Genomic DNA, 13,908 nt, shown 5'->3' on the forward strand with positions numbered 1-13,908 from the left:
GATAAACAATGAAGATACTCCTAATCTCCAATATGTACCCTTCCACAAAGGATGGACTCTTCGGTGTTTTCGTGAAAAACTTCGTTGAAAACCTCGAGCGTCAAGGAGCGAGTTTTTCACATTTGGCGGTTATTAAAGGAAAAACACCCAATGCTATTACAAAAGCTCTGAGATATCTTTTTCATTATTTCAATTCACTATTTTATGGCGTTTTCAGTAAAGGTGACTTCATATATATACATTTTTTATGGCACCATACTCCAATAATAATTCTATTAGGAGGTGTTTTCAGAAAGAAAATTGTGGTTAATATTCACGGCTCCGATATAACACAATTCAATAGTTCTAAGCTTCAAAAAAAGGTAAATGCATTTGCTTTAAAGTATGCTAAAAGGGTAGTGGTACCTTCTCAGTATTTTGTGGAAATCATTAAAGATGCTTTTCCAGATGTTGCGGCCAATAATATCATTGTTTATCCTTCTGGTGGAATAAACAGAAATGTTTTTAAGCTAGAAAATCATAAACAACCCGAAAAAGGAGTTATTAACATCGGGATGACTTCTAGAATTGATGCTAATAAAGGTTGGGATATTTTTCTAAAAGCTGTATCAGGATTGAAAAATAAAGGATATTCAGTTAATGGATTTATTATTGGACAAGGAAATAAAGAAGCCGAAATGTTGCAATTGCGAAAAGATTTGAACCTTGAAAGTGAGATAGCATTTTTGGGATTACTGTCTCAAAGCCAAATCGTCTCGCACTATAAAAATCTGGATTTATTTGTGTTCCCCACAGCACTTAATGAAAGCTTGGGCTTGGTGGGTCTGGAAGCTATGTCGTGTGGTTTGCCAGTAATAGCGAGTAATATTGGCGCACCTTCAGCCTATATAAATGAAGGTGTAAACGGATTTCTTTTTGAAACAAATAATGCGGAAAGCCTAACGAAACGAATAATAGAATATAATTCGCTTTCAGTTACTAGTAAACTTTCATTGAGAGAAAATGCAATTTCTACTTCAATTTTATATGATAGTGAAAAAGTATCTGCAAATTTGTATCAGCAACTCTTGGAACTATGTTAAAAAAACTTGGGCTGGCATGTTATTATGCTATTTTCTATAATCTACCTCATTCAAGACTCTTGTCCTTTACAAGTACTTGGCGGGTTTGGTATGTTTCCAAAATATTAAAGCTGATGCCTTTTGACAAAAGAAGCAAAATTGAGTACAACGTATATATCTCAAATGCTAATGGGATTTCGATAGGACATAATTGCAGGATTAATGAAAATGTATTTATCCAACAAGCAATTATAGGCAACAATGTTCTAATTGCACCAAATGTGGCGATTTTAAGTGTTTCGCACAACCATGAGAACCTTGAAATTCCAATTGTCGATCAAGGAGACACAGAGCCTAATCCGCCTACAATAAAAGACGGAGTTTGGTTGGGGAGAAATGTTGTTGTTATGCCTGGAATTACAATTGGAGAAGGGGCTATTGTTGGGGCTGGTGCCGTTGTAACAAAAGATGTAGCGCCATTCACAATAGTTGGTGGTGTTCCGGCTAAATTTATAAAATCACGAAAATAATTATGAAACAATCATCATTAATTATTGCCCACAGTGAAGTGACTACTTGGATGTTCCATAATTATTCAGAGAGGCTAATCGAAGTAATTGCTTTAAAAACTAAAATTATAGATAGATGAATTTTGGATTTGTTCTATGTCTCTTAAGCTTTACCCTCGCTTGCGCTCCACAAGCCCTTGTGTTGGATGGCCCAATAATTGTTTTGGTTGCAGGACGAAGCAATGCTGTAGGAACGGGCAATTCGGCAGAATCACCTACTGGGCAAACAAATTGTTTTGAATATAATTCTAAGCTTAACGATATAGTACCACTTCAAGATCCAGTATGTCAAGTTGATTTAGGTTTTGAACAAGCTGTTACTGGAAGTTTATCTCCTTCTTTGGCTTTTAACCTGTCAAAACTGACCAATCTGAAAATATTAATTGTCCAATGTGCCAAAGGTGGAAGTGCATTGCACCCATTAGCAGAACAAAATAACTGGGGCATTTGGGATGAATCTGGCAATTTACTCTCAAACAGTTTTAAAAAAATAGACAAAGCATTGTCAAAAACTGCTGTACCCCCGAATAATAAACTTAATGCTATTATTTGGTCTCAAGGTGAAAGTGATGGAGTAGCTATTGGAAACGGAATAATAACTCGTTCTGAATACAAGAGTTCATTACAAAAGCTAATTAGTAACTACCGTAACAAGTATGGTGAAGAACTTCCATTTATTATTATCGAAACAGGTAGGCATTTAAGTTGTGGAATATGCGATACTGGTTTTGAAATCGTTAGGCAAGTACAACGTGAGGTAGCCGATGAGGATTTCTTTACTTTTATTGGTTATAATGAAACTGAATATTTTGAAGAGAGAAATTGGCTACTTGACCCTGTGCATTATAATCAAACAGCACTAAATCACATTGGAGAAACCTTGGCTAACTTCTTGGTAGCTTCTCAAATAGACATTTATTAATAAGTAATATGGTAAGTCTAAAAAAGTATTTTAGAAAGGCTGAGGTTGATATATTGACTATATCGGCATTTCTTATGGCTTTTTTTTTGCCATTGCACATTGGCATAAGCAACCTATTTTTAATACTTTTCTTTGTAGCATCAGGATATTACTTATTTCTGAAAAAACAATATGAAGTAAGAAGACCTAAACTTTTACTTCTTACATTACTTCCCGTCTTCTTACTCTACATTTTCGGGCTTTTCTATTCTTCACCTCCTTTTGAAGGAATAAAGATTATAGGTAGAAATATTGCGTTTCTATTATGCCCATTATTGCTGTTTTTTTACAATACAAAGGACTTACTTCGAATAAAAAAAAGTCTTTTTCAAGGGATTGTAATTGGCGCAGTAATTTCTATACTTATTTTATTAGTAAATAACTTTTTAAATTATTTTGCTACACGACCCTTTCCAAGTTTTGATGATGAAATCTTTAATTACTATTATACCTATTACTCCTTTTCGAACTTTTTGGATATGCATCCTACATATTTAGGGGCTTATTTGATTTTTGCAATTAGTTTACTCTTAAAAAAACTTTTGCAGAACAGAGATATTAAAGCGCTTATTATTTCAAGTCTAATTATACTTACAGTAGGCGTTATTTTCATAAACTCAAGAATGATATTTTTTCTATATGCACTTGTAGTCTTTTCCGCAATTATGTATTTAGGTTTTATATTTTATACTCAAAAGAAAATAGGTGCTTTATCCTTGATTATTATAGTTACAATTGCAGTAGTGTTTTCTATTATAAAAACACTTTCAAACACCTATATTTTTACACGACTTACAAATGAATTACAATGGGAGCTTACTGAGCAGGTGGATACTTCTTACAATGATAAATTGGTTGCAGACTCTAGAATAGCACGCTGGCAGTCTACGCTAGAGGCAATAGGTGAAAAACCCATATTCGGTTACGGTACACATACAGAAAAAGATGTATTAGAGGGTTATTACAAAAAGAACGGATTGCAGGTTTCATTTAAAAACCGGTATGATTCCCACAATATTTATCTTTCATTTATGTTAGAATACGGAGTTTTCGGACTTTCTATTTTGCTGCTATATTTACTTTCAAACTTGTATATATCACTGAAAAACAGAAATGTTCAATACTTTTTATTAATTTTTATGGTATGTGTAATTGGCCTTTTTGAAAGTTATCTTAAAAATAATCCAGCCATAACTTTTGTAGCTTTTTTTGGATCTGTTTTTCTCTTTTCATCTTTTCCCGAGAAATTAAAAAAAGAAGAATGATAAATAGTGAAAAGTTGTATACGCAATGTTTAAAATGGTTTCCAGCATTTTTGCTATTGCTTTTTTTTATTACAGAAGCATTTAGCAAATTCTCAATGGTTTATTTAGACGGAAAATCTGATATACAGAGATATGTGAAGTTAATCGTTTTGATTTTTTTTGTATTCGGAATCGTTAAACCACTTAAAAACCTTTTACTTCCCGCTTTACTTTTTGGTATTTTTTGTTTAGGTCAATTATTTTTAGAAAAAAGTTTTAATCAAGAGGTAGTAGTAGGTTTCAGTAAGTTATTGTTTCCTATTATACTATTTACTTATTTCATCAAGCACCCAGTAAACGAAAAATCAAAAAGCCTGTTATTTAAAGTCTTTGAATATCTTATGATTTTCAACGGTGTGCTAATTTTGATAGGGCTAATTTTTGAAATACCTTTATTTAATTCATACAGATTTGGACGTTGGGGATATAACGGTCTTTTAATTAATACATCAACAAGTTCATATATTTATGCTATTGCCTTGTTTTATTTTCTAATTAGTTTAAAACATACTTTTCTTAAAAATTGGAAATCACTTTTTATAATTGTTTGTTGTCTACTTACGGGAACCAAAATCGTATATATCGCCCTAATTGGATCCTTGTTGATTTATATTTTTTTCTATACCAATCTAAATAGAAAACAACGTTCCGTATTACTAATAACTCTTCTTTCAATTTTCTCTGTGTTAGGTTATATTTTCTTTTTCCATTGGGGAATTTTTAATGAAATTAGACAAGAACAAGGACTAGTTTCTGCAATACTATCCTATAGAGATGATTTATTAATTGAACAAACCATACCATTCATTCATGAAAATTGGCAGTGGCCCAACTATATCTTTGGTGGAATTAATAACCTTGCTATTCGTTCTCAAATGGGATTCGTAGATGTATTTTTATTCTGGGGTATTCTTGGAGGTATTATATATCTCTTTACTTTTTACAAAAGTTTTGTCCCTAAATCCTTAGTTAAAAACGCAATTTATATTATTTTAATCCTATCACTTATGGTATTTTTGGCGGGAAATTTTTTCGAAAATGCTTCTGTTGCAATCTATCTGCTTGTTTTAAAGGAAATATTGATGGATCGCTCTAAGCCTTTCACAAAGGTTACTGCCAATGACTAGAATTAATCTTCTAAATACTACTATAGATAACCTCTCCATGCAAGAAACTCTTGCTTTGGTGCAGGAAAAAATTAATAAAGGTGAGCAACTTCATCACGTAGTTGTCAACGCAGGCAAAGTTGTAGCCATGCAGAAAGATTCTGAGCTTCGTAAAAGCGTGAACGAATCAGATATCATTAATGCAGATGGACAAGCTGTAGTATGGGCTTCAAATTTTTTAGGAAAACCAATTAAAGAACGTGTTGCAGGTATCGACCTTATGGCTAATCTTGTGGATATGGCGCATAGGAATAATTATAAAGTTTTTCTTTTCGGAGCTAAGGAAGAAGTGGTGAAAACGGTAGTTGAAAAGTATTCAGAAACCTATAGTCCTAATATTATTGCTGGATATAGAAATGGGTACTTTGAAGCCTCAGAAGAGGAAGAAATTGCACAGCAAATTGCTGATAGTGGAACTCAAATGCTTTTTGTAGCCATTTCATCGCCTATAAAAGAAAATTTCCTATATAAATACCGACACGTATTAAAAAACGTAAACCTAATAATGGGCGTAGGCGGTAGTTTCGACGTGTTTGCAGGGAAAACGAAAAGAGCTCCAATTTGGATGCAAAACGCAGGACTCGAATGGTTCTATCGTTTTCTACAAGAACCAAAACGTATGTGGAAACGCTACTTAGTTGGCAATTCAAAGTTCATCTATCTCGTAATGAAAGAGCGATTTTCTAAATAAGCTTAAAAAGTTCATTACTGCATTCGCGCTTACCCTTTGGGGGGAGCTGGAGGGGGACTAACCACTAAAAACTCACCTCTCACTACTATTTTCTCCCAAGACTTTCCTATCTTCCCCTAAATTTTTTAAAAATATAGTAGTGTCTCATTAAAATAGCTTAAAGACATATTTGTTTCAATAATCGTACACTTTTAGAAAAATATTAAAAATTTTGACGGCATGCTCTTGAAACTATAATTAATGATAAACGTTTTGATTGTATATAAAACTACAGTAATTTAATTATCAGGTTATTATAATTTTAGTCGTACGACGTACGTCATTGTTGGACACTAATAAGAAAATACAAAATACACAATGAGGATTCTGCTCTCTGCCATATACCCATTTGCCTTTTTGCTGCTATACCTCATTATCCCCTTTGATAATTATATAAGGGTACTTCCAAACATTTTAGTAGCAGTTTTAGTTATTGCTTTTCCATTTGTAGTTAAGAAAGATGATTTTAAGAAACTTAAATCGCTTCCTATTCTTGCCTTTTTTGGGTTAATAGTCTACCTACTAATCAACTCGTATTTTGCAGGTCGATTTGATGAAGATATTACTGTTATTAACAAAGTAATGGTTGCCTTAGGGTTGGCGGTGCTTTATATTCCTGTATCCGATGTGAATCCGTCTTCTGGATGGGCTGGAAAAATTAACAGCGCCATCATTTTTTCAGCTTTGGCGGCTATCATCTTTTCAGTATATAACTTTGTTTTAATAACTGATGCTACGGGAAGTTTCTCCTTAGGGGAATCTCCTCAAGTTGTTGAATCTTTATTGATAGACAGGTTGTATTTAGGCATGCTGAGTACATTCAGTATATTAATCTCTTTTCAAGCAATTAAAAAGAAATATCACCCTAACAATAATTACTATTTAGCAAACATATTGGTTAATGCGCTTTTCATCGTATTAATGGCTTCCAAAATTGCGATGGTTACCTTGTTTGTACTATTGTTGGTAGGGCAGTTTTATGGGCAGCGTAAAATTTGGAAAATTGCTATTGCGCTCGGGGCTATTGCAGCAGTAGTAGTGCTGTTTTTTGTAATAAAAAGTGACACCGATTTTGAAACTAGTATTAAAGAAAGCAAAAATAATCCGCCGGCATTTATTGAAAGCTCTCTTACCTACGAGCTTAGAGCGGTAGTTTGGGGTTGTGCTCAACAAATTATAAATGAAGATGAGGTTCCGTTTAACGGAATAGGGTTTTATAATACTAAAGAAAAGCTTGTGTCATGCTATGATTCACAAATTTCAAATCCTGAAAAACGCGAACGCTTCACTACAAAACGATACAATACACATAATCAGTTTTTGGACTTTTATTTAAGTGCGGGCTTTATTGCGTTGTTATTGTTTTTAGTATTTATATGCTTTAGTTTTTTAAGCGTTAGAAAACAATTTTTTCCCACAGCAATGCTTACAATTTTGGTAGTGTATTGTATGGTTGAAAATGTATTTCACAGGCAGATTGGAGCCTATTATTTAGGGTATATTATTATTGCTTTAACATCAAGTGCTAATCACCTTAAAAACAACAAAGCAAAAATCGAATAAAAAGATTTGCAAATAGTATTTTTGCAAATTAATAAATCTAAAAAAATACCGTTTTCAATATCCTTAAGCACTTTTTTAAATTAAAAGCGTTTAGGGTAAATAACAACGGAAGGAATAAATATGAGAATTTCAGTAATAGGAACAGGATATGTTGGTTTAGTAACAGGAACTTGTCTTGCCGAAACAGGTAACGAAGTTATTTGTGTAGATATCGACGAGGCTAAGGTAGAAAGAATGCGCAATGGTGAAGTGCCTATTTATGAACCGCACCTAGAACTTCTTTTTGAAAGAAATATTAAAGCAAATCGATTAAAGTTTACTACTTCACTAGATGAAGGGTTAGCACACGCTGAAATCGTTTTTTTAGCCCTGCCAACGCCGGAAAATGAAGATGGAGCTGCAGATTTGTCTTATGTATTAAATGTAGCTGAACAAATAGGAAAAAAAATCACAGATTATAAAGTAATTGTAGATAAGAGTACGGTGCCAGTAGGTACTGCAGAAAAAGTATACGCTATAATTGCAAAACATGCTCCTTGTGAGTTTGATGTAGTATCCAACCCTGAGTTTTTACGAGAAGGTTTTGCAGTAGACGATTTTATGAAACCAGAACGTATTATCATTGGTTCTAGCAGTGAAAGAGCTACAGCGTTAATGAAACGACTTTACAGCCCTTTTGTGCGCTCAGGAAATCCAATAATCGTTATGGACGAAAAATCTGCAGAGCTTACAAAATATGCGGCTAATGCCTTTTTAGCTACTAAGATTACCTTTATGAATGAAATCGCAAATTATTGCGAAAAAGTAGGTGCAGATGTAGATAAAGTTCGTGCAGGAATGGGTACAGACAGCCGTATTGGAAAGCGATTTTTATTCCCTGGAATAGGATACGGCGGTTCTTGTTTTCCAAAGGATGTTAAAGCGCTAAAAAAGGCTGGAGCAGATGAAAACTACAACTTTAAAATTCTGAATTCAGTTTTAGAAATCAATTCAGACCAAAAAATAATTTTGCTCCCAAAAATTGAGAAGTTTTTTAACAACGATTTAAAAGGAAAGACCATTGCAGTATGGGGCTTGGCTTTTAAACCAGAAACAGACGATATTCGCGAAGCACCATCTATCGATATGATGAATGGCTTGTTGGAATTAAATGCGAAACTTCAGGTGTTTGATCCGGAAGCAATGCCTAACATCAAAAAACGCTTTGGAGATAAATTACATTATTCAGAATCGATGTACGAAGCACTTGAAGGGGCAGATGCACTTTTAATTTGTACAGAATGGAGTATTTTCCGTACCCCTGATTATTCTAGATTAAAAAACTCATTGAATAACCCTGTGATTTTCGACGGAAGAAACCTATACAATGTAAACGATATGGAAGCAGAAGGGTTTACTTATGTTTCAATTGGTAGAAAAGCAGTGAACTTATGATGTGCCCGATATTCAATTATAATATAACAGAAAATGTAAGTTGGGGTATTCTATCCCTATGCAGAGTGAAATCGAAGCATTACTTTTTCTCAAATAATTTATTCAGATGAAAAAGCGCGTGCTTATAACAGGTGCTGCCGGGTTTTTAGGCTCACATCTATGTGATAAATTTATTGCTGAAGACTTCCACGTTATCGCAATGGATAATCTTATTACTGGTGATCTAAAAAACTTGGAACATCTCTTTAAACTTGAAGACTTCGAGTTTTACCATCACGATGTTACAAAGTTTGTGCACGTACCTGGAAAAGTAGATTATATTCTTCATTTCGCTTCTCCTGCTAGTCCGATAGACTACTTAAAAATCCCTATCCAAACTTTAAAAGTTGGTTCGTTAGGGACTCATAACCTTTTGGGATTAGCAAAAGAGAAAAAAGCTAGAATATTAATAGCATCAACTTCTGAAGTTTATGGCGACCCATTGGTTCATCCACAATCGGAAGAATATTATGGCAATGTAAATACCATTGGTCCTCGCGGAGTTTATGACGAAGCAAAAAGATTTCAGGAATCGTTAACCATGGCGTATCACCGATTCCATGGTTTAGAAACGCGAATTGCTAGAATTTTTAATACTTATGGCCCAAGAATGCGATTGAACGACGGTCGCGTTATTCCTGCTTTTATAGGTCAAGCGCTGCGTGGAGAAGACTTAACCGTTTTTGGGGATGGATTACAAACCCGTTCGTTTTGCTATGTAGACGATCAAGTTGAAGGCTTATACCGCCTTCTGCTTAGTGATTATGCATTACCTGTAAATATTGGGAATCCAGAAGAAATTACAATTCTTGATTTCGCAAAAGAAATTATAAAACTTACGAACACTAGTCAAAAGATTGTTTTTAAACCTTTACCTCAAGACGATCCATTACAGCGTGAGCCAAATATTTCTAAAGCGAAAGAAGTGCTAGGATGGGAGCCAAAAGTTTCACGAGCAGAAGGTATGCGAATTACCTTTGAATATTTTAAAAATTTATCACCAGAAGAACTCTTTAAAAGCGAACACAAAGATTTTTCAAAACACAATAGAGGGTAAGTATGTTTAAAAGCGGACGATATTCTGGATTTATAAGGCCTATTTCATACGGACTAGATCTTGTCTTACTCTATTTTTTGGCTTTCGAGTTTTTCAATAATAGCATTCCGCTATTTAACTTTATTATTTACCTAACCTTCGCTTGGATATTACTTTCGCTACGATCAGGATTTTATGAAATCTATCGTTTTACACATATGTCAAAAATAATGTCTTTGCTAGGTAAGCAAGGGATAATTTTGGCGTTAATCGTATTCTCCTTCTTTGGGTTTTATAATGATATAGAGGTCTCAGCATCGCTTATTTTCAAATATATAGTTGTTGTAATGCTAAGCATATCAACAGTGAAGTTTGGAATATATTTTCTTCTAAAAAAATACCGACTTTATTTAGGCGGAAACGTTCGAAAGGTGGTGATTATCGGTCTTAACCAAAAAACAGATCAGCTGAGAAAGTTTTTTAATGAAAATCCAGTATATGGTTATCAACTAGTTAAAACATTTGATTTAAAAGGACCTAATAAAAAATCTATAGAAGAATGTATGGATTTCATTCTTGAAGAAAATATCGATGAGGTGTATTCTTCGGTTGCAGAAATAGGGAATAAGGATTTAATAAAGCTCATAGATTTTGTAGATAACAACCTTAAAATATTAAAGTTCCTTCCGGATAATAAGGAGATTTATACCAAAAAACTTGATTTCACATATTACGGAGTGCTTCCAATACTTTCTATGCGAAAAATTCCGATGGATGAACCGTTTAATAAGTTTATAAAACGAGGTTTTGATATTATACTTTCAATATTAGTAATTGTAGGAGTGCTTTCATGGCTTACACCACTTTTAGGCTTGTTTATAAAATTAGAGTCGAAGGGGCCAGTGTTTTTTAAACAGAAAAGAAACGGTTTAGATTACAAAGAATTCTACTGTTATAAGTTCCGATCGATGAAGCCAAACCCTATGGCCGATTTACATCAGATTAAAAAAGGAGATGAGCGGGTTACTCGAGTAGGGCGAATAATTAGAAAAACGAGCATGGATGAACTGCCACAGTTTATCAATGTACTGAAAGGTGAAATGTCTGTTGTGGGACCAAGACCGCATATGGTGAGCCATACACATATGTATGCAGAGCGTATAGACAAATTTATGGTTCGTCATTTTATTAAACCAGGAATTACAGGTTTAGCACAAGTAAGCGGATTTAGAGGAGAGGTAGAGACTGAAAGCGATATCATAAATCGCGTTAAATACGATATCTTTTATCTTGAAAATTGGAGCTTATTTTTGGATATAAAAATTGTATTCCAAACTATTTACAATGCTTTAAGAGGAGAAGAAAAAGCGTATTAAACAGTATCAATTGCGCTTATAAATGCCTTAAATTGTTTCTCAAAATTAAATACTGAAACTGCGATATTCTGAACTTTTTGTTTTGGAAAAGTATTCAATTCGTTTTCTGAAACAGTATTAATAAACTTTTGAAGTTTCTTTGTGTTATTCACAGGAATTACCCAACCCAAAGATTCTTTAGCTACAATTTTCCCTCCTTCACCTCCTGCAAAGTAAAGTATAGGAAGTCCTAAGCGTGTATATTCAAATATTTTTGAAGGTACAGACCCGTATATTCTATTTGTTAAAGGAACAAATGCAATGTCGTATTTTTCAAGCTCTATATGTAGCACCGCTCTATCGACTTCCCCATAGAAGTAAACATTTTTAGATTGTAACGATTTTAGCCTTTCTGCATCAAGTCCTGCTCCATAGATATGAAAACTTACATTTTGTGGAAAAGTGATTTTTTCACAGATTTCAAAAATTCCTTGAGCCACGCCTAACAAGCCGGCATATACAATTTTCACCTCCTTAGAAGTAGTTCTATCACTGATTTTTGGCATTTTGAAATTCGGAATATTTCGATATAAAAAGAGTGGCTTTTTATTTTCAAGTTTTGAAATATGTTGTAAGATTTCTTCAGACTGACCTACAATTAAATCGGATTTCTTGTAACAATAACGCTCCATTTTTAAAAGTAGCGTATAAGAGAACCCCTTGTTTAAAATACCCATTTCCAAACCTGCTAATGGCCAAAGGTCTGATACGTTTAGAATGATTTTTTTCGAAAATATTTTCCCCAAACAAACCGCTGTAAACCCAACAACTACCGGAGAATATTGAATAAATATTTTTTTTGGAGTTTTTTTAAAAAGGAAAAATACCGCTAAGCTCAATGAAAATGAAAGCATTGAAATCAACCGAATAAACTTGTTTGTAGAATTACTTGGCCATGTCCACAAACGCGAAACTTCTCCGAATGGAGTTTTTTCAGATATTGACAATTTCCCGCGATAGCCTTCAAATATTTTTCCGTTGGGATAGTTAGGTAAAGGACAGATTACTTTTACAGTATATCCTGCTTTACCTAAGTTCTCTGCAATGCTATGCATGCGGTTTGCCGCAGCTCCTTTTTCGGGTGGAAAATAGTTTGTTATTAAGAGAATTTCTTTTTGCACACTACAGAATAATTATTGTTTAACCATGGAAACGAATTGTTTTAGTTTGCCGCTTTTACTTCGTTTTAATGATTTTTCTCTTTCAAAAACAATCGTAAGGTCATTTTCCAAGTATCTAATTATGGCTTTCTCTATTTTAGTCTTCTCCTTCGGAAAGAGTTCTCTGTTAGATACATATTTAATTTTAAATGTATCTATCTTGGTTTGTTCAATCATAAACTCTTTTACATTTCCGTTATCAGAAACAATACTCTTAGTTACGTAATAAAATGTAAGTCCTGCTAAAGTTTTACCGCTTGGTAATGTTATTAAATCATTTGTACGTCCAATCAATTTTTCTAAGACAGGCTTTTTGTAAGTACTTGCTTTTGATAATATTCCGATATCTCCAATATCATAGCGAATCATTGGTTGAGCCTTATTATACAATGAGGTAATAACAATACGTCCTGAACTCCCATGGGGAACAGTTTGGTTGTTTTCATCTAATATTTCAACAAAAAGTGTTTCGCTATTAACAATAAATTCATCTTGATAATCTGTAAAAGCAATTAAGTCTAATTCAGATGCGCCATATTCATTTATAACAGGCACTCCAAAAGTTGCTTCCATTAATGCTTTGTCATCATTAAAAAGCATTTCGCTAGTGACAATACAATATTCTAAAGTTGGACAAACTTGATTGAGAATAATATTTTTTCCTTTTAGGAATTTCGCAAAAAGTACGATTGAACTTGTATAGCCATTTATATAATTAAACTTCTTGGTTTCGAATTTGTTTAAAACTTTATTTAACTTTTCTTCTGATAGGTCAAAAACAGGAAATCTATAGCGATTGCTAAAATAATCTTTAATTCTTTCCTTATAATACCCTTTAGGATTTAAAGGAATTCCATAAAAACGAGCTTGTAATGAAGAATTAAAGTCAATTCCCAAACTCCCAAAACTATCGATAATTTTTGCCCAAGTTAAAGCGTGACAAAACTTATCTTTGGCAAAAACAAAAGGAGTTCCACTAGATCCAGAAGTTTTATTTATATAAATATTTTTTTGATTAAACCCTTTTGAAAGGCGGTTTTCCAATGGTTGTTGGAGGTCGCTTTTTGTCATTACGGGGATATCTTCCCAACTATAATTTTTAGAGCCTATTAATTTTCTGTAAAAAGGATTGTTTTGAATATGATATGTAACTATTTTTTCTCGAGCATTAATAATATAATTATCATATTTATTTTCTGGAATTTGCTGAATTTCTTTAAGCAAAGATTTTGCTTTAGAAATTGGAAAGCCATTTAACTTCAATGTATTTTCAAACAAATTCATTTTCTAAATATTAGAGCCTCAATTTACAAATATACTGAAACCCTTATCCTCATTTTTTTAGAATAAAAATACAATCGATAAACCTGAGAAAAGAAATACATACAAATGTGGTAGGTTTTATCAGCTATTGCCTTGTTTTAGCTTTAAAATGATTTATTTTTGATGCCGAAATAAAAATTTTCAATT

The 13,908-nt window shown here is 33.2% G+C and carries 12 protein-coding genes; 10 read left to right on the forward strand and 2 right to left on the reverse strand.

Features of this window, described 5'->3' with window-relative positions:
- Positions 1-8: 8 nt before the first annotated feature.
- From G3A46_RS01910 to G3A46_RS01955, 10 genes are all read left to right on the forward strand, one after another.
- Positions 9-1,082, forward strand: coding sequence for a glycosyltransferase family 4 protein (locus G3A46_RS01910; RefSeq protein WP_165145501.1), 1,074 nt, complete (start codon positions 9-11; stop codon positions 1,080-1,082).
- Between the two features lie 113 nt (positions 1,083-1,195).
- Positions 1,196-1,591, forward strand: a complete 396-nt coding sequence (locus tag G3A46_RS01915) for an acyltransferase (protein ID WP_206735939.1) — start codon at positions 1,196-1,198, stop codon at positions 1,589-1,591.
- A gap of 115 nt (positions 1,592-1,706) precedes the next feature.
- The gene (locus G3A46_RS01920; RefSeq protein ID WP_165145507.1) at positions 1,707-2,552 is read left to right on the forward strand and encodes a sialate O-acetylesterase; all 846 of its coding nucleotides are present in this window, start codon (positions 1,707-1,709) and stop codon (positions 2,550-2,552) included.
- 8 nt (positions 2,553-2,560) lie between these two features.
- The gene (locus tag G3A46_RS01925; RefSeq protein ID WP_165145510.1) at positions 2,561-3,856 is read left to right on the forward strand and encodes an O-antigen ligase family protein; all 1,296 of its coding nucleotides are present in this window, start codon (positions 2,561-2,563) and stop codon (positions 3,854-3,856) included.
- A complete protein-coding gene (locus G3A46_RS01930) occupies positions 3,853-5,022 on the forward strand; it encodes an O-antigen ligase family protein (RefSeq protein ID WP_165145513.1) in 1,170 nt (389 codons plus the stop codon). The genes G3A46_RS01925 and G3A46_RS01930 overlap by 4 nt, the downstream gene beginning before the upstream one ends.
- Positions 5,015-5,752, forward strand: a complete 738-nt coding sequence (locus G3A46_RS01935) for a WecB/TagA/CpsF family glycosyltransferase (RefSeq protein WP_165145516.1) — start codon at positions 5,015-5,017, stop codon at positions 5,750-5,752. The genes G3A46_RS01930 and G3A46_RS01935 overlap by 8 nt, the downstream gene beginning before the upstream one ends.
- A gap of 357 nt (positions 5,753-6,109) precedes the next feature.
- Positions 6,110-7,354 carry an O-antigen ligase family protein gene (locus G3A46_RS01940; RefSeq protein ID WP_165145519.1) on the forward strand — a complete coding sequence of 415 codons (1,245 nt, stop codon included), beginning with the start codon at positions 6,110-6,112 and terminating at the stop codon, positions 7,352-7,354.
- A 120-nt stretch (positions 7,355-7,474) separates the two neighbouring features.
- Complete coding sequence (locus G3A46_RS01945; protein ID WP_165145522.1) at positions 7,475-8,788, forward strand: UDP-glucose/GDP-mannose dehydrogenase family protein; 1,314 nt, start codon at positions 7,475-7,477, stop codon at positions 8,786-8,788.
- A gap of 106 nt (positions 8,789-8,894) precedes the next feature.
- Positions 8,895-9,884, forward strand: a complete 990-nt coding sequence (locus G3A46_RS01950) for a UDP-glucuronic acid decarboxylase family protein (protein WP_139854201.1) — start codon at positions 8,895-8,897, stop codon at positions 9,882-9,884.
- A 2-nt stretch (positions 9,885-9,886) separates the two neighbouring features.
- Positions 9,887-11,239, forward strand: a complete 1,353-nt coding sequence (locus G3A46_RS01955; protein ID WP_165145544.1) for an exopolysaccharide biosynthesis polyprenyl glycosylphosphotransferase — start codon at positions 9,887-9,889, stop codon at positions 11,237-11,239.
- On the opposite strand, the gene G3A46_RS14585 is transcribed toward G3A46_RS01955, so the two are convergent.
- Positions 11,236-12,399 (reverse strand): glycosyltransferase family 4 protein, encoded by a 1,164-nt coding sequence (locus G3A46_RS14585; protein ID WP_165145547.1) that lies wholly within the window; start codon positions 12,397-12,399, stop codon positions 11,236-11,238. The two genes, G3A46_RS01955 and G3A46_RS14585, sit on opposite strands and share 4 nt — an antisense overlap.
- A gap of 12 nt (positions 12,400-12,411) precedes the next feature.
- A complete protein-coding gene (locus G3A46_RS01965) occupies positions 12,412-13,722 on the reverse strand; it encodes a phenylacetate--CoA ligase family protein (RefSeq protein WP_165145550.1) in 1,311 nt (436 codons plus the stop codon).
- Positions 13,723-13,908: the final 186 nt, after the last annotated feature.

This window comes from Aequorivita sp. KMM 9714 (genome assembly GCF_011065475.1).
Taxonomy (GTDB): Bacteria; Bacteroidota; Bacteroidia; order Flavobacteriales; family Flavobacteriaceae; genus Aequorivita; species Aequorivita sinensis.